This is a genomic window from Viridibacillus arvi (genome assembly GCF_001274945.1).
GTDB lineage: Bacteria > Bacillota > Bacilli > Bacillales_A > Planococcaceae > Viridibacillus > Viridibacillus arvi.
This window is the reverse complement of sequence record NZ_LILB01000005.1, coordinates 1,465,617-1,483,421: the sequence shown is the minus strand read 5'-3', so window position 1 is coordinate 1,483,421 and position 17,805 is coordinate 1,465,617. Positions and strand designations below refer to the sequence as shown.

Annotated in this window: 16 protein-coding genes and 1 riboswitch; of the genes, 10 read left to right on the top strand and 6 right to left on the bottom strand. The window is 35.5% G+C overall.

Annotated features, from left to right (window positions below):
• Positions 1 to 467 precede the first annotated feature (467 nt).
• Genes AMD00_RS16260 through AMD00_RS16255 form a run of 3 tightly spaced genes read left to right on the top strand, consistent with a single transcriptional unit; the run spans position 468 to position 3,545 of the window.
• Positions 468 to 1,160: a response regulator transcription factor gene (locus AMD00_RS16260; RefSeq protein WP_053418037.1), complete on the top strand. Its 693-nt coding sequence runs from the start codon at positions 468 to 470 to the stop codon at positions 1,158 to 1,160.
• The gene (locus AMD00_RS23310) at positions 1,138 to 1,311 is read left to right on the top strand and encodes a hypothetical protein (protein WP_157059271.1); all 174 of its coding nucleotides are present in this window, start codon (positions 1,138 to 1,140) and stop codon (positions 1,309 to 1,311) included. The genes AMD00_RS16260 and AMD00_RS23310 overlap by 23 nt, the downstream gene beginning before the upstream one ends.
• A 2-nt stretch (positions 1,312 to 1,313) precedes the next feature.
• Entirely contained in the window at positions 1,314 to 3,545 is a 2,232-nt protein-coding gene (locus tag AMD00_RS16255; RefSeq protein ID WP_053418036.1) for a HAMP domain-containing sensor histidine kinase, read from the top strand.
• 43 nt (positions 3,546 to 3,588) lie between these two features.
• On the opposite strand, the gene AMD00_RS16250 is transcribed toward AMD00_RS16255, so the two are convergent.
• From AMD00_RS16250 to AMD00_RS16225, 6 genes are all read right to left on the bottom strand, one after another.
• Positions 3,589 to 4,884, bottom strand: a complete 1,296-nt coding sequence (locus tag AMD00_RS16250; RefSeq protein WP_053418035.1) for a helix-turn-helix domain-containing protein — start codon at positions 4,882 to 4,884, stop codon at positions 3,589 to 3,591.
• Positions 4,885 to 5,117: 233 nt separating this feature from the next.
• Entirely contained in the window at positions 5,118 to 5,747 is a 630-nt protein-coding gene (locus AMD00_RS16245) for a response regulator (RefSeq protein ID WP_053418034.1), read from the bottom strand.
• Positions 5,722 to 6,780 (bottom strand): sensor histidine kinase, encoded by a 1,059-nt coding sequence (locus tag AMD00_RS16240; RefSeq protein ID WP_053418033.1) that lies wholly within the window; start codon positions 6,778 to 6,780, stop codon positions 5,722 to 5,724. Before AMD00_RS16240 ends, AMD00_RS16245 begins: the two co-directional genes overlap by 26 nt.
• A complete protein-coding gene (gene liaF / locus AMD00_RS16235) occupies positions 6,777 to 7,478 on the bottom strand; it encodes a cell wall-active antibiotics response protein LiaF (protein ID WP_053418032.1) in 702 nt (233 codons plus the stop codon). The genes AMD00_RS16240 and liaF overlap by 4 nt, the downstream gene beginning before the upstream one ends.
• 113 nt (positions 7,479 to 7,591) lie before the next feature.
• A complete protein-coding gene (locus tag AMD00_RS16230; protein WP_053418031.1) occupies positions 7,592 to 8,254 on the bottom strand; it encodes a PspA/IM30 family protein in 663 nt (220 codons plus the stop codon).
• Positions 8,255 to 8,267: 13 nt separating this feature from the next.
• Positions 8,268 to 8,618: a lmo0954 family membrane protein gene (locus AMD00_RS16225; protein WP_053418030.1), complete on the bottom strand. Its 351-nt coding sequence runs from the start codon at positions 8,616 to 8,618 to the stop codon at positions 8,268 to 8,270.
• A 179-nt stretch (positions 8,619 to 8,797) separates the two neighbouring features.
• Here AMD00_RS16225 and AMD00_RS16220 point away from each other — a divergent pair, with 179 nt between their 5' ends.
• From AMD00_RS16220 to AMD00_RS16190, 7 genes are all read left to right on the top strand, one after another.
• The gene (locus AMD00_RS16220; protein WP_053418029.1) at positions 8,798 to 9,889 is read left to right on the top strand and encodes a metallophosphoesterase; all 1,092 of its coding nucleotides are present in this window, start codon (positions 8,798 to 8,800) and stop codon (positions 9,887 to 9,889) included.
• Positions 9,890 to 9,998: 109 nt separating this feature from the next.
• The gene (locus tag AMD00_RS16215; RefSeq protein ID WP_053418028.1) at positions 9,999 to 10,823 is read left to right on the top strand and encodes an undecaprenyl-diphosphate phosphatase; all 825 of its coding nucleotides are present in this window, start codon (positions 9,999 to 10,001) and stop codon (positions 10,821 to 10,823) included.
• 133 nt (positions 10,824 to 10,956) lie between these two features.
• Positions 10,957 to 11,667, top strand: coding sequence for a response regulator transcription factor (locus AMD00_RS16210; protein ID WP_053418027.1), 711 nt, complete (start codon positions 10,957 to 10,959; stop codon positions 11,665 to 11,667).
• Complete coding sequence (locus tag AMD00_RS16205; protein WP_053418026.1) at positions 11,657 to 13,015, top strand: sensor histidine kinase; 1,359 nt, start codon at positions 11,657 to 11,659, stop codon at positions 13,013 to 13,015. The genes AMD00_RS16210 and AMD00_RS16205 overlap by 11 nt, the downstream gene beginning before the upstream one ends.
• Position 13,016: 1 nt before the next feature.
• Positions 13,017 to 13,706 (top strand): PepSY domain-containing protein, encoded by a 690-nt coding sequence (locus AMD00_RS16200; RefSeq protein ID WP_053418025.1) that lies wholly within the window; start codon positions 13,017 to 13,019, stop codon positions 13,704 to 13,706.
• A gap of 91 nt (positions 13,707 to 13,797) precedes the next feature.
• Positions 13,798 to 14,979: a PepSY domain-containing protein gene (locus AMD00_RS16195; RefSeq protein ID WP_053418024.1), complete on the top strand. Its 1,182-nt coding sequence runs from the start codon at positions 13,798 to 13,800 to the stop codon at positions 14,977 to 14,979.
• Positions 14,980 to 15,214: 235 nt separating this feature from the next.
• A riboswitch (cobalamin riboswitch) is annotated at positions 15,215 to 15,393 on the top strand.
• Positions 15,394 to 15,573: 180 nt separating this feature from the next.
• Positions 15,574 to 17,799 (top strand): ribonucleoside-diphosphate reductase subunit alpha, encoded by a 2,226-nt coding sequence (locus tag AMD00_RS16190; protein WP_053418023.1) that lies wholly within the window; start codon positions 15,574 to 15,576, stop codon positions 17,797 to 17,799.
• The last annotated feature ends 6 nt before the right edge of the window (positions 17,800 to 17,805 follow it).

Below are 17,805 nucleotides of genomic sequence, written 5' to 3'. Positions count from 1 at the left end.
CTCAAAGTCAAAGAGCGACTTTGGCTTCCGCCTTCCAACGACCTCGCAGCTGAACGAGCGCCTTCAGCATTAAAGTAAGATATCCAGCTTCAGCGGCCAGCCCCTCGAGTCACTTCAGTCTCTCGGTCAAAGGCAAAAAGCGCCTTTGATTCGAGCCTTCCAGTGCTTGTCGGGGCTAAACGGGCCGCTTCAGCATTAAAGTAGATATCCAGCTTCAAGCGCTAGACTCTCGAGGTCACTTTCACCTTCTCGGTCGAAAACTGAAAAGATGTTTTCGATTCGAAGGTTGCAGTGCTTGTCGAGTCTAGACGAGCGCCTTCAGCATTTAATATAAACCTTAAGAATTTCTTCATTTTTGTGATAAGGTGGTCTTAAGATTTGATGTGTATTATAAATGTTATAGAAATACGAGATTAATGAATGAGTAAAATATATATTTGAATTTGTTGAGGGATGAGGTGCGAGAAATGGCAGAATATACGGTTCTTGTGACGGATGATGACCAGGATATTCGTGATGGGATTGAAATTTATTTAAAAAATGAGGGATACAACGTATTAAAGGCAGCAGATGGGCTTGAGGCGTTGGAGATACTTTCAGAAAATGAAGTACATTTAATTATTTTAGATATTATGATGCCTAAGATGGACGGGATTACGGCGACATTTAAAATTCGTGAGGAGCGCAACATTCCTATAATAATGTTGAGTGCGAAGGCGGAGGATTCAGATAAAATACATGGTTTGTCCGTCGGGGCAGATGATTATGTGACGAAGCCATTTCATCCTATGGAGCTTGTGGCGCGTGTGAAATCGCAAATGCGCCGTTATGTGAAACTTGGAACGTATAATGAGCAACAATCGAAAATTGCTGTGCAAGGATTAGTGCTGGATCAGGAATCCAAAGAAGTCACGCTTGATGGGGAGTCAGTAAAACTAACACCAATTGAGTTCAAGATAACTGAACTATTGATGGCGAATGCTGGCCGTGTATTTTCGATTCAGGAAATTTACGAGCGCGTTTGGAACGAGCCTGCGTACAATGCGGAAAACATAGTAGCCGTGCATATACGGAAGATAAGAGAAAAAATTGAAGTGGATCCAAAAAATCCGCGTTTTTTAAAGGTGGTGTGGGGCATTGGCTACAAAATCGAGAAATAATAATGCGTTTTTATGGTCAATCCTTGCAATATCTATAGCAGTCATCAGCTTGACGTATTGTTTATCATTTATTTTAGATTTAGTAGATTTAAGCTTTACAAGAACGACTAGAACATTTGCTCAACTAACAAGATGGATGGGGGGTGAGTAATAATGAAAAACAATCCTAAAAAGCTTTTTAGTTTGTTTTTACTAACAATTGTTATATTCAGTATTTTTTCATTGTTACAACAAGGTCAGAAATATATAGGAAAGGATTATTTTGATTCTGAAATTTTCCAATCTAAGTTATATGAGTTTACAAACAATATAGGGCCACTTCTGTTAAACCCTATTGATGCTGATGAGGCGAAAAAGGCAATTACTGTGACAGATAATGAAATCGAGGAACATCGTACAAGATATGGTAGTTTAAGCGAACAAATTGAGAATATTAATAGCCAATACGAAGACCGCATTTCTGCAGCAATCGATTCTAAGTCAACAAAAGTGAAAGCAGCTTTGATTAAAGAACGCGATGCTAAAATAGATGATATTACGAAAAATTTTGAAGACGACGAGTATATTAAAGCTAAAATTATTGACAGTAAGAAAAGAGCAATAGATGATTATGTCACAGATGTAAGTAGTGAAAAAAGGGATTTATTGAATAACTATCGCTTCTTTGCTTTTAAATTAACTGATGTGGATACACAGAAAACAACTACATTTGGTGATGTAGATAGTCCTGCTGCATTTAGTATTAAATTTGGAAAAGGGAAAGAATTACTTAAGTCGAATAGTATTAATAGCAATTATTCAAATAATTATGGAGATTCTTGGTATGATGATTCAAATGTATCGACAAGGCTAGAGCCAAGTGATATCGACGAAGCACTTATTGATAAAACGTACCAGTACGAAGGGCTAATCACAATTCCAAAGAATGCACTACAATATGCAGAATTTGCAACAGACTATAAAGGATTTAAAGCAAACCAAATTTGGTACTCTATTATTTGGGCGTTAGGTTTAGCAAGTTTAGTACTATTATTGGCCACTTGGAAATCAAATAAGAAAGCCATTTTAGAGAATAATAATGCACCTCACTGGATTCGACAATGGCCGATCGATGTACGAATTATTAGCTTATTTGTTACGATATGGGCTCTGTTTATCAGCTTATTATTGGTGGAAGATAGGGTGCAATATAGTTATTATCATTTTAGTGTGGATAAGTTATTCAGATTTGGCTTTGCTTTTGTAATATTATATTTCATTTTATGGGTATTCCTTGCCCAAATAGTATCTGTTTTAGAAGATTTAAATAGCGAAGAGAAACGTGTGAAAGCATATCAGAATAGTTTAGCAAGAAAAGCTTTTGAGAAGTTACAGGATTTATTTTTAAATCGTAGCATCGGTTTCCAATCAGTTATTCTATTCGGGATTATTTTCTTAGGGGGATTAGGCCTTGGTGGAGCATTAGTGGCGTGGCAACTATTCCTCATATACATTCCGCTGTTTCTATTCATCCTACTACCAGCGACGCTTCTATTCTTAACACGAATGAGCTATTTAAATCGTATTATGAAAGAAACAGAGCAAATGGCTGCAGGTCGCTTGAGCAATGAAATTAAAATACAAGGTAAGTCAGCACTTGCTTCACATGCCAAAAATTTGAATGATTTACGTGATGGTGTTCGCACGTCGATTACTGAGCAGGCAAAAAGTGAGCGTCTAAAAACAGAACTTATCACTAATGTGAGCCATGATTTGCGTACACCATTAACATCGATTATTACGTATACAGATTTATTGAAAAAACCAAATATTACTGAAGAAGAACGCAATTCTTATATTGCGATTTTAGATAAAAAATCACAGAGGTTAAAAACGCTTATCGAAGATTTATTTGAAGTTTCGAAAATGGCTTCAGGCAATATTGAGCTTCATAAACAACGGGTCGATTTGAATCAGTTGCTACAACAGGCTCTTGCAGAACATGCAGAGGATATAACAAAATCTGCGTTAGATTTCCGGGTGAATACACCGGATGGGCCGTTATTTGCATATGTTGATGGTCAAAAGTGGTGGAGAGTACTGGATAATTTAATCGTCAACACGTTGAAATATGCACTAGAAGGTACACGCGTCTATGTGACACTTTGTCATCACAATGGTGAAGCAGAATTTGTAATAAAAAATGTAACGAAATATGAGATTGGTGAAAATGTTGAGGAATTATATGAACGCTTCAAGCGAGCAGATGCTTCTCGTCATACAGATGGATCAGGTCTTGGCTTAGCCATTGCACAATCGATTGTTGATTTACACGGAGCTCGTATGAAAATTGAAGTAGACGGAGATTTGTTCAAAGTAACAGTAAATGTAGTATCCGTTTATTAATAAGAAAACCCAGATTGCTATGGCGCAATCTGGGTTTTTACTTTTATGTGAGGTCTTCCCACTTATTAATATACTTTAATTGATACATAGCTTCAGTTGACCTTTGGAAATAGGAAGCGGCTTTTTTATATTCATGATGCTCATAAAGTAAATTGCCTAAAAGAATAGCGTATTTTTGAACGTTTTTAATGTCATTGATTCGTTGGAAATGGTCGATAGCATTGGCGATTAGCTTTTCTTCAAAGGGAATTAACTGATGTTTCATTTTGAAAATTTCAAAGTGATACAAATAGGTTGTTGTAGTGTCGGTTAATTCATTTTCCTTAATAAGGTCTAGCCCTTTTTCGCACCATTTTCGTACATAATCTTCTTGATTTAATTTAGAGTATTCTTTAATGATTGAATGGATAGTTATGAGAATACTAAGAGGCTCTGTTTTAGCATTATAACTTTTCTTGTAAAAAGTAATAGCTTTTTTTGCATGCCCTTGGAGGGCAAAGATAAAACCCATGTTCTGCGACAGTAAACTTTCAAATTGTTGAAGCTGATGCTGATGACAGAAGAGTGAAGTATCTTCTAAAATTTGCTCTGCACTAGCGTAGTGACCATTTTGAATGTATGTTGCGGCAATTAAAGTTTTACAATCAACTGAGCGTGCGAAGTATCCCAGTGATTCGTAAATAGCACTAGATTTCTTTGCATAATTAAGCGCGTTTAAGTTTTGGTTTAAGGAATAATAATTTAAAGCTAATATATAATAATAATCGGCTCTTTCCCAGTCTTCTAATTGGATACTAGGTAATAAATTTATAGATGATTCTAGATAGGAGAGTGCTTTTATATAATTGCTTTTTCTAAAATGATAGATATTAGCATTGACGTTATAGATAAAACTTTGACGATTATCTAAATTTTCTTCCATGGCATAAAAGGCTGTTAAAAAGTGTTCTATTTCATCTAGAGGTTGTTTAGAGACTAAAAAAAGCCTGAACAAATACAGATTATAATAGTAAAAATTTTTTGGTTCATCAAACCTAATTTCAAAGTTCATATAATGGTTAACTTTATCCTTAGCAGCTTGCTCGTTACGAGTTAGCACAATAGATTTGTAATTTTCGTAAAGATTAGCCATAATCTGCTCTTCGTTTTCTTGTGAAAAGTAATTTAGATTTATTTGTAAACGCGCAATTAAGTCGTTCAGTACTTCGGGAGAGGGAGATTTGTTGCCATTTTCAATCTTACTTAAATAAGATGTAGAACAAATATCTTCAGCAAGTACTTTTTGTTTCATGTTTTGTTTTATACGTTCGGATTTAATAATTCGCCCAATATTTTGCATATATATACCTTCCATAAATTATACTATTTTGGATATTACACTATTGAAATAATTTTAGAATCGGTAAAAAGAGTTATTTTGTGTGACGAAAATTATAATTTGTAGAGACTAAACTCACAGATGTAAGAAAATTTAGATAATTTTATAAAAAATATAGTATTGAAACACCATAATCTTACTTATTATCGCAAAATAGGGTATTTATTGGAATTGATTGTTGTTTCCAACATCACTTACTTCACTAAATGATGTTGGAACGCGTATACGACTGCTTGAGTACGATCTTGTACTTCAAGTTTAGCTAATATATTACTGACATGTGTTTTGACCGTTTTTAAGGCAATGAAAAGTTCGTTAGCAATATCTTGATTGGCTTTTCCTTGAGCAATTAAAAGGAGGATTTCTCTCTCTCGTTCAGTTAAATCCTCATGAAGAGGGCGATCAGTTTGACGTAACCGCTTCATCATTTTACTCGTTACTTCAGGCTCTAAAACAGGGGTACCATTTGCAGTTTGACGAATAGCATCAGCGATTTGCTTAGCATTAGTTGTTTTGAGCAAGTAGCTAATAGCTCCAGCTTCTAAAGCTGGGTAAACTTTATCGTCATCTAAGAAGCTTGTCACTATCATGATTTTGGCTTGTGGCCACTCTTTAATAATTGCAGCAGTAGCTTCTGCACCTGTCATAATGGGCATTACCATATCCATTAAAATAATATCAGGGCGATGTTCTAACGATAGGTCAAACGCTTCTTGACCATTAGTAGCTTCTGCAACTACCTCCATATCAGGTTGTGCTTGAAGATAGGCTGATACACCGATCCGTACCATTTCATGGTCATCCGCTAATAATATTCGAATCATCTGGTTCATGCTCCTTCTCTATTGGAATCTTTACTTCTATAACTGTTCCTTGATTTGGAACGGAAACAATTTTACAAGTACCACCTATTTCGATAGCACGTTCTTCAATGTTTTTTAAACCATAGGAGCCGGCTTTTTCATCATACTCTTGGAAGCCAACCCCATTATCTTGTACACGGAAAATAGCAAGATTATCACGTTCTACCAGTAAGATGTCAACTTCAGTTGCTTTTGCATGGCGTAAAGTGTTGGATAAGGTTTCTTGAGCAATCCGAAATAAATGGTCTTCTGCACCTTTTTGCAAAGAAACTTCTTCTAAACGATGATGTATGTTGAAGAAAACTTTTTGCTTTAATTCAAATAATAAATCTTCAAGACCTTGAGCCAGTGATTTGTTGTGCAGGGCAGCAGGTCGCAAATGTAATAATAAAGCACGCATCTCAAGTTGAGCTTGTTGTACAATTGTCTCTGTTTGTTTTAATGGTTTTGTGAAATGTAATGGTAAATTTTCAGGTGCTGTTTCATTGACCGTTGATAATAACATAGAGGCTGCAAATAATTGTTGGGATACGGAATCATGCAATTCGCGAGCAAGGCGTTGTCTTTCTTGAATGATTCGCTCTTGAATTATTTTATCCTCAGCCTCAGCTCGTTCATTTGTAATTCGTTGAAGACTTTTTCGTTGGGTAATGATTAGGTCTTCAACAGACTCAATGGATTTACGAACATTTTTAGATAAATACTTTGTTGAGACTGGTGAATTTTTATCCGTTTGTATTAAGGATTGTAGTACATTTGCTAATTCTTTTTCTTTACTTTGTGTTAAAGAAATAGACCAAATAGCAATACTAATGCTGAAAATAGCTAATAATGTTGCAATCCACAAACCGAGTGGTAGTTCTAAATAATATAGCTTCCATAGAGGGGACCAAGTATCTAATTCTGGTAGCCCCCATAAAATGAAGAAAACGAATACAACAATCGCAATTTCGATAAGGAAAATGGATAGAAATCTTGGGATAAGTGATTTCATTTACGAATCACCTCAACATCCCCGAATAATGTTGATACGGTAATAATCAACTCAACAGTATGTTCAATTTCTGGATTATAGCCATCCTTCATCGAAATAGTTTTATTCCACAAACGTGGCATTTTGTTGCCGAAAAGCTGAACATCACCAACTAGAGTATTAAAATGAATTCGTACTGGAACTTCATAGGGTACGGCGATTCTCACTTTTCCAAAGCCTTGACGAACTGATATAAGGGAAGTGCCTTTCGGTAAAAGCGTTTGTGTTGTATCAATTGTTAGATCACCAACAATCCCTTGCACATGAATATCTTGCCATTCATAGGCATTTGTAGGAGTCCTTTGAAAAGAGAATGCCTTATTTTGAATAATCGATTGGGCGCCGATTTGATTGTGATCAAATTGCTCTGTTAGTGATATTGAGACAGGAGCTCCTTTTTTTAGTTGCCATAAAATATATAAAAGTGTTGCTACAACTAGAATGCGTAAACTCCACATTGAAAATAATGAAATGATACTGATGACAGCACCCATCCAAAATAACCATTTTCGGCGTTTACTAATGCTCATATAAATCATTACGATGCCAAGAAGGGCGAAAATAATACTGCCATTACCGAAAAACGTCACTTCGATAAAGACTAGCAATAACGAGATGAGAAGTAACATCGTCAGTTTATTTGTTGTAATTTGATTCATATTGTTCCTCCTTCTTCGCATCATAATATTTATTTAATAGAAAAACTCAAAGGAGAAGGGCATCTGCGCCTTTCTCCTTTTTAGTATAACTTGCCTTCCAAAGAAGTCTAGTATTAGCTTAATTTTTCTTCGATAATTGTAATCGGTTGAGGAGCATTTTTTTCTAACATTGCTAGGCGTTGCTCCATAGATGAAATTTCATGCTCTTGATCAATTTTTTGCCCTAGACGCTCAATATAAGCTTCCATAGATTCGAAAGTTTCTAAGCGTTTACCGACTTGCCCGTTTGTTTCTGGGTTTAAAACACGATCCATCTGATTATGGGCACGTGTGACATTTTCTTTCCCCATTAATTGAAGCTGGCGGACTTTCATATCTTTAATTTTATGTTTCATTTCTTCGTATTTGCGTTCCAAGCCAAATAATTCTTCAGTTGCTTTGTTAATGCTGTCTTTTAATACGATTTGTCGGTTTGCATAAGCAGTCATTTCTTGTTCTGCAAAGCCGATTAAATCTTCTTCGCCACTTAGCTTAGCAAGTTCAGCTTGCTTTTGGCGCTTATTGAACATTTCCATTGCTACTGCTAGCTCGTTTTCAAGTTCCTTTTTTAGAGATGCTTGGCGTTCTAACCATTTACCAGTCTGCTCAGTTTGCTTTTCTGCTTCACGGATATACTGATTTAGCATAGCAATAGGGTTTTTAGCTTCCTTTTTATCAAATACTGAATGTAAGTCGGCCTCAAGTGTATATTTTAAACGTTGTAGTAAGTTTGCCATTTTAAATTCCTCCTTATTTTGTTAATTCATCCCATTGGTTTTCGAAATTTGTAAATGGATCATCTGTTTTTGCAGTAATGATTTGTGTTTTTTCTTTACCGTCCCATTTACGAATAATATACCAAAGTACAACGATTGCGATTAAACCGATAAAGCTAGGGATATTCGCTACAGCTGTTAGTAAACCTGCGATTGCAACAAGAGCCCAGATGATTTTTGTAAATGTTGATTCACTCTTTAAGTAGAAGTGAATACCTGCATATAGAATGGCTGCTGAAATAGCCAAACCTGCCATAGCTCCAAGTGAACATAAAATTGTGATAGCGGCGATGACGCCGATGATAAATAATCCGACTTTTTTCATAAGTTAGTGCCTCCCTTCGTTTGTACCTTTATATTACGCTAGGAATGTTTTTGGACAAACGGCCCTGAAATGCATTTTCAACTAAGACCAGAGACGTAGAAATTACTAGGTATGCTTCTAACAAGTCGTCATTAACATGAAATGCTATACTAACAGGAAAAGGAACAAGGAGGAATTTTATGGGGAAAAGAATTGGGTTTGGATTAATCGCGTTTCTACTATATAATGCATTAGTTTTCTATTTAGGATGGAATGTCTATACATGGCTCCATGTTGCTTTTTCTTTTGAGGGAACAGTCGTTTTCGGAGTGATTTGGACTATTGCCGCTTATAGCATCCTGATTGAGCGCATTCATCATAAGCTACGTTTATTTAAAATTATTGGAAGCTATTGGATGATTGTCATTCAGTATGGCTTGTTGTTATTCCCACTAGCGAATTTACTTGTATGGCTCTTACCAGACTTACAAATAAAATGGGTTGGTTATGTTGTTGCCGTATTATTATTCATCATTGTAGCTTTCGGTAGCTATATGGCATACTCACCAGTTGTAAGAAATCTTACTATTAAAATTCAAAAAGCTAATCCTGTACAAAAGCCGTTAAGAATGGTTATAGGCTCGGACTTTCACTTAGGTATTTTATCGAATAAAGCTCATTTAGAACGTTTTGTGAAATTGTCTAATGAAGCAAAACCAGATGTTGTTTTTCTTGTTGGAGATTTAGTTGATGACGATCCTATTTGGTATGTGGAGTATGGAATGAGTGATGTAATGAAGCAATTGAAAAGTACATACGGTGTATATGGCGTTCTAGGTAATCATGAATATTATGGACGGAAAATTCCATTATTTGTTCATGAAATGGCTGAATCTGGCGTAAACATTTTACAAGATGAAACAATTCTAGTGGCAGATTCGTTTTATGTTACAGGAAGAGAAGACATAACTAATGGCGATCGAGCTTCGCTAGAAACGTTAGCAACAACCGTTGATCACAAGCTACCTTGGATTGTTATGGATCATACGCCTACGGATATTGAAACACCAAGCAAGCTTGGTGTAGATGTACATTTATCAGGACATACACATTTAGGACAAATGTGGCCCAATCAATACATTACACGAAAAACGTTCGAACACGATTATGGTTATAAACTAAAGGCAGCAACGCATACAATTGTGTCATCAGGGTTCGGGTTTTGGGGACCACCAATTCGGACGAATAGTCGTTCAGAAATGTGGGTTGTAGACGTAGAATTTTGTAAGTGATTTTTAACATAATGGTAAAAGTTAAACGAGGTATATTGTGGTATGATAGTTTAGCTAGAAATGGCGTGAGGATTCGGCATTTCAATTATTAAAAGAATAAGGAGATACTATGGACTTTATTGAATTATTAAAGGCTCTTATACTGGGCTTAGTAGAAGGTATGACGGAGTTTGCACCCGTGTCGTCTACAGGACATATGATCATTGTAGATGATATGTGGTTAAAAACGGAAGAATTTTTAGGAATGTATTCTGCTAATACATTTAAAATTGTCGTGCAGTTAGGCTCTATTTTAGCGGTTGTTGTAGTCATGTGGAAACGATTATTAAGTTTAGTGGGTCTTTATAAAATTAAAGGTCAACCAGCAAATCGTAAATTTAACTTAATACATGTTATTGTGGGAATGTTACCTGCAGTTATTTTAGGGTTTGCGTTCAAAGATTATATCGATGACTATTTATTTGGAGTAAAACCGGTTATTTTCAGCTTAGTAGCTGGCGCGATTTTAATGATTGTTGCAGATAAATTTGGGCCGAAAAGACCAACAGTTACTACTTTAGATAAAATTTCATACGGTCAAGCATTAAAGATTGGTTTAGTACAATGTTTATCATTATGGCCAGGATTTTCACGCTCAGGTGCAACCATTTCAGGCGGGGTATTACTAGGTTTAGATCATAAAACGGCAGCCGATTTTACATTTATCATGGCAGTGCCAATTATGGCAGGAGCTAGCTTAGTATCTGTTATGAAAAACTGGCAGTACATGTCTATGGACCACATTGGATTTTACGCAATAGGATTCGTTAGTGCATTTATCTTTGCGTTATTATCGATTAAATTCTTCTTAAAATTAATCGACAAAATTAAATTAACACCATTTGCCATCTATCGAATTATTTTAGCGATTGTATTGGCAATTATCGTATTTTAATAAAAATTGAGTCTACCTTTATAAAAAAGGGTAGGCTCTTTTTATATAAAAAAATTGTATATCATATAATCCTTCTCATGGAATTTTCATAATGACATGATACTATGGAAATAAAAAATGGTTGGTGAGAATAATGGCTGAGCGCATTTTAATCATAGAAGATGAGGAAAAAATTGCACGTGTATTACAACTGGAATTAGAATTTGAAGGTTATGAAACGGGAATTGCTCATACAGGAACAGATGGGCTTATATTATACCGCGAACAGCAGTGGGATCTTCTCCTACTTGATATTATGCTTCCAGGTTTGAATGGTCTGGATGTATTGAAGCGAATTCGTGCGACAGAATTTAATACACCTGTTATTATGCTCACTGCTAAAGATGATGTTGAGGATAAGGTGACGGGACTTGATCTGGGCGCTAATGATTACATGACAAAACCATTTGAAATAGATGAATTACTAGCGAGAATTCGGGCAGCACTTCGCTTTAAACCACAACAACAGGAATTCGCTAAAGAGCAGGATGAATTTTTCCACGAGTATAAAGACTTATCTATACATGAACAGACACGTGAAGTTAAAAGAAATGGTCGTTCTATTGATTTAACTCCGAGAGAATATGAATTGTTACTTTATTTAATCAAGAATCCCAAACAAGTCCTTTCACGTGAGCAAATCTTAGATGCTGTATGGGGTTATGACTATTATGGGGATACCAATGTCGTAGATGTTTATATTCGTTACATTCGTCAGAAAGTGGATAAAGGGAGTAAACAACCACTTATTCAAACAGTCCGAGGTGTCGGTTATGTATTAAAGGAGCAGGTGAATGAAGCTTAAGACGAAAATTCATGTTTTCTCGTCGCTTGTCATGTTGATTATTCTGGTGCTTACGATGATCGGAATTTATTTCTTATATGAAAAAATGGCCTATGATACAGAGTACAATCAACTTTTATCCGAGTCTAAAGAGCTTGTAACGTCTATTAGCCAGACGAGTAAAGTAAATGACCCAGCTACGATATTACGTGCCTATATTCCTCCAAGGGGGGCTATAAGAGCCGTTGACTTAAATGGAAAATCACTCATTACTGTACAATCTACTGAAGGTATTGAGGAGTATCATCCCGATATTGATGAGCATAAAAGATACTCAGTGAAAAAATACGAAGGTATACCAGTATTATCAATGAGTATGCCCGCAATTTGGGTTGACGGTTCAGTGGTGCATATTCAGATGCTACAGTCCATGAAGGATGTAGCACGAAATCTAGAATTGTTACGGCTTGTCTTACTTGGTGTAACAATTTTAGCGACAATTCCTATTGTACTATCAAGTATGACGCTAGGGCGTATCGTTACTAAACCAATACATCGGCTAATTGCTACGATGCAGGAAAGCCAAAAGTCAGGAACTTTTGAAAAAATAAATATAGAAGATGACGGCCGAGATGAAATGGCTGAAATGAGTCGTACCTTTAATGAGATGATGTTTCAGTTGGAGCAAAACTATCGTAAACAAGAGCATTTCGTATCGAACGCTTCTCATGAATTAAAAACACCTTTAACAGTAGTTGAAAGTTATGCTCGTCTATTAAAACGTCGTGGTTTTGATAATAAAGAAGTAGCAAATGAAGCTGTACAAGCAATTTTAAGTGAGTCCATTCGTATGAACGAAATGATAAAACAAATGCTGGAATTAGCTAAAAATAAGGAGAATATTCCACTAACAATTGCAGCCATCGATATTTATAAAGTATTAGAAGATACACTGCATCAAATGCATCAAGCATACGGGAGAGAATTTAACTTATTAGGAAATGGGCCAGTAATAATAAAAACTGATGAGCAAAAGCTAAAACAGTTATTCTTTATATTCTTAGAAAATGCCCGTCATTATAGTGAACGTGAAATCAATGTAAGCGTAGCAAAAGAAGGAGCGCAATTCGTCGTCCGTATTCAAGATTTCGGGCAAGGCATTGCTAAAGAGAATATTCCGCATTTATTTGATCGTTTTTATCGTGTTAGTGAGGATCGCAATCGCAAAACGGGTGGTACTGGTTTAGGATTAGCTATAGCGCATGAAATTGCTGAGCGTTTAGCTATCAATATCACCGTATTAAGTACTCTAGGTGAAGGAACTACAATCGTCTTACGATTTGAAAATAGTAATGAGGGGGAACAATGATATGCGTATCCGCGAAAAACTATCAATACTATTCATTGTGACACTCATCATTATTGCTACTATTCTTAGTATCATGATTTGGAATAAACTGACGAAAGAAACATCACTTACAACGGAAGAAATCTATAATGATATTGAAACGATGTATGGAGGAGAAATTATCTCTTTTCTTACTATAAACGATCAATATCGAGTACGGCTTCAAAGAAATAACAAGCTTTATCAACTCAATGTTGATGCAGAATCGGGTAAAATTCTACAGATGACTCAGGATAAATCGGATGTTAAAGAAGATATAAACTATTTACCAGAAACTGAAATACGAAAAATTATTAAAGAGCAATATAACGGGAAAATAAAAAAAATATCACTCAATACAAATAAGGAAGAACCCGTATACCAAATAGAAATAGTAAATGGAAAAGAGCATATTAACTTATTAATAGATGCTATTAATGGGGAAGTTTTATCAGAAATTCAAGCAGATGCAGAGCAAGATTCTTCACTATTATCTAAAGAACAAGTGATTACTATTGCAAAGAAAAAGCTAAATGGGACTGTTGATGAAATTTCTTTTTACGATACGAGTGATGGTGGATATTATTTAGTAGAGATTGAAGGAAACGACAAAGATGCAGTCTTTCAAATTCACGCTATTTCCGGCAAAGTGATTTCGACTACGTGGGATTAATAATTTCTCATCAAATTCTAATCTTGTTCTCCTTATTCTTTCATTTTCATTGTGTAAAGTATAAGTATCAACAAAGAGGAGGAATTTAATTATGAAAAAAATGATTACAGCTATAGCGCTTACAGGTTCACTTGCAGTTACAGGAGTAGTTGCAGCGGCCGGTATTCAAAATAACGCAGGTAAAATTTTATCTTCAGAAGAAATTTCGAAAAAAGCACTTAGCTATGTAAAAGGTACAGTATATAAAGTAGAGTTGGACAAAGAAAAAGGCGTTCAAGTATATGAAATTGATGTACGAGGCAAAAGTAAAGAATACGAATTAACATTAGATGCTAAAACGGGAAAGTTACTAGAAAAGAAAACAGAAACAACAAAAGTTTCTAATACAATAAATAATAAAAATGTAATTGGTTTAGCAAAAGCGAAAGAAATAGCATTAAAATCGGTTAAAGGTTCAGTCAAAAAAGCCAAATTAGATCGAGAAGATGGTATTTACGAAATTGAAATCATTAGAGCTGGGTATGAATACGATTTTGATATCAATGCGTACACAGGGAAAATTGTGAAAAAAGAAAAAGAGAAGATTTCGAAAAAAGTAGTAACTGGCAAATTAATTGGTTTAGAAAAAGCGAAACAAATAGCTTTAAATAATGTTGGCGGTACTGTACAAAAAGCCAAATTAGATAAAAGTGATGGCGTATACGAAATCGAAATTATTAATGGCACAACAGAATATGAATTTGAAATTCATGCAAAAACAGGGAAAATACTTAAAAAAGAATCAGAAGTAGCTGACGATGTAATCACAACTACTAAACCAAGTACTCCTAACTCTGGAAATACAGCAAATCCTTCAACACCTAATAAAGTAATAGGTATTGAAGAAGCAAAAGCAATTGCATTAAAAAGTGTTAATGGTACAGTGAAAAAAGCAGAGTATGACCGTGAAGATGGAGTATATGAATTTGAGATTTTAACTTCCGATTATGAATATGATATCGATGTTGATGCAATAACTGGGAAAGTTATGATTACTGATAAAGAAAGAATTACAAAAACACCAAATAATCCAGCAACACCTTTCATTGGTGAGCAAAAAGCTTCTCAAATTGCTTTAACAAAAGCAAAAGGAACAATTACTAAAATTGAATTAGATGAAGAAGACGGCGTTTATGAAATTGAAGTTAAAGATGGTATGTACGAATACGAATTAGAAATTGATGCTAAAACTGGTGCTATTCTAGACTTCGAAAAAGAGTATGAAGACGACTAATTGTTACTAAAATAGATTTTATGCTACCCAAAATACAATTTTGGGTAGTTTTTTATTATTTTTTACTTAAAAACAATCCTAACCTCCTGTTTATTAAAATTAAAATAGACATTATAGGAAATTATGAAACATTTTTCGTAGGTCTTTTGCTTTCATTTACTTTAATTTTACGATTCTACTTGTCTGAAAGGAACACAATATGTTAGATTAGATTAATTAATAGAACACAATATATAGTATGTGAGCGAAAAAAGGTACCATATACGGTTTAAAAGGGAATTCGGAAAAGAAACCGAAGCTGTCCCCGCAACTGTGAATGCGGACGACTGTCAATTAACCACTGAGCAATGCTTGGGAAGGATGACAGTTGGATGATGCATGAGCCAGTAGACCTGCCTTTTTTTGCATGACGACACTTTCTTCGGGGGTTGAGAAGTGGAAGCGAGAGACTTTACATTAAACAATTTACTTTTGATTTCAAAAGTAATTTTTGTTGTGATTTCACCAGTTTCCAATTTTAAAACCTAGAGCGATGGCTCTGCCGAAGAAGGCAGATTCATCGCTTTTTATATTTGTAAAAAAGGAGACGACGATATGGTCCAATTAATGACATATGAAAGAGCAATATTATTATCTCAATTAGAGAAAGAATTCGGTAGAGAAGAAATTAGTCAGCTTATTAGAAAGTCTGAACGCTGGGAAAATAAGAATTCCGAAGGCACTGATGCTGAATGGACAAAGGCGATGAGCCTAGAAGCGTTAAGTTTTTTAGATGAAGAGGACACATATTGGACATTCGTTGCAGCTCGCTTATTATTGGCGGGTGTTTATAGAGAAGCATCTACAGTACGCCAATTAGAAGTAGGAAAGGTCTACACAGCATTTGCTACACAAGTTGAGAAGCTTGTCGAGAAAGGTTTATATGATCCAACTTTAACAACATCGTATACAAAACAGGAACTTGAAGAAATAGGCTTAATGATTGAACCTAAACGTGATGAAATATTTACATATATTGGATTGAAAACACTGTTGGATCGTTATGTAACTCGAGATTTTGATAAAACACCAATAGAATTGCCCCAAGAGCGTTGGATGATTATAGCGATGACACTAATGCAAAATGAAAAAACAGATCGTCTTGCGAAAATTAAAGAATCTTACTGGGCAATGAGTAATTTATATATGACGACTGCTACTCCTACATTATCAAATGCAGGTAAAACGCATGGACAATTATCAAGTTGCTTTATCGATACAGTTGATGACAGCTTACAAAGTATTTATGATTCAAATACTGATGTTGCGACACTTTCGAAGTTTGGCGGTGGTATCGGCGTCTATATGGGGAAAGTACGTAGCCGTGGCTCATCTATTCGTGGTTTTAAAGGGGCCTCAAGCGGAGTTGTTCCTTGGATTAAACAATTAAATAACACAGCAGTATCAGTAGATCAATTAGGGCAACGCCAAGGCGCAATTGCTATATATCTTGATGTTTGGCATAAAGATATATTCCCATTCCTAGATTTAAAATTAAATAATGGTGATGAGCGTATGCGCGCGCATGATATCTTCACAGGCGTTAGCTTACCGGATATTTTCATGGAGGCTGTTGAAGCACGTGAAGATTGGCACCTATTTGACCCGCATGAAATTCGCGAAGTAATGGGCTTTAACCTAGAAGATTATTATGACGAAAAACGTGGACAAGGTTCATTCCGTGAAAAATATGAAGCTTGCTTAGCGAATCCGATACTAACACGTGAAGCTGTACCAGCAATTGATATTATGAAACGCATTATGCGTAGCCAATTAGAGACTGGTGTGCCTTTTATGTTCTATCGTGATGAGGTAAACCGAAAAAACCCAAATAAACATGAAGGTATGATTTACTCAAGTAATTTATGTACAGAAATTTTCCAAAACATGAGTGCTACTAAGTTCGAGTCAATTACATTAGAAGACGATGTTATTGTAACGCGTCGCAAACCTGGAGACTTCGTTGTCTGTAACTTATCATCTATCAATCTTGGACGAGCTGTACCTGCCGATGCTTTAGAAAGATTAATCCCAATTCAAGTGCGTATGTTAGATAATGTGATCGACTTAAATCGTATTCCTGTACCTCAAGCAGAACGTACAAATGCCCGTTATCGTGGTATTGGTCTGGGTACATTCGGTTGGCATCATTTATTGGCACTGAAGAGCATTGCATGGGAATCTGAGGAGTCTGTTGAATTTGCTGACAAGCTTTATGAGCAAATTGCTTATTTAACAATTCAAGCATCAATGGAATTAGCAAAAGAAAAAGGCCAATATCCATTATTTGAAGGTTCGGATTGGCAAACAGGAGAATACTTCACAAAGCGCCAATATAGTGGTGAAAAGTGGACCTCATTACAACAAGCAGTTGCTGAAAATGGTATGCGTAACGGTTATGTAATGGCTATTGCGCCGAACTCATCAACTTCAATTATTGCAGGTAGTACGGCGAGTATCGATCCAATCTTCCAAAAATCTTATTCTGAAGAGAAAAAGGATTATAAGATTCCGGTAACTGTTCCTGATTTGAACCAAGAAACAACTTGGTATTACAAATCTGCATACTTTATTGATCAAAATTGGACTTTAAAACAAAACGCAGCACGTGCCCGTCATATCGACCAAGGTATTTCGTTAAATATATATGTCCAAAACACTGTAAAGGCTAAAGAATTATTAGAATTGCACTTAAATGCTTGGAAATTAGGCATTAAAACGACATACTACGTTCGCTCAACGTCAGTTGAACTATTAGAATGTGAATCATGTGCAAGCTAGGAGGAA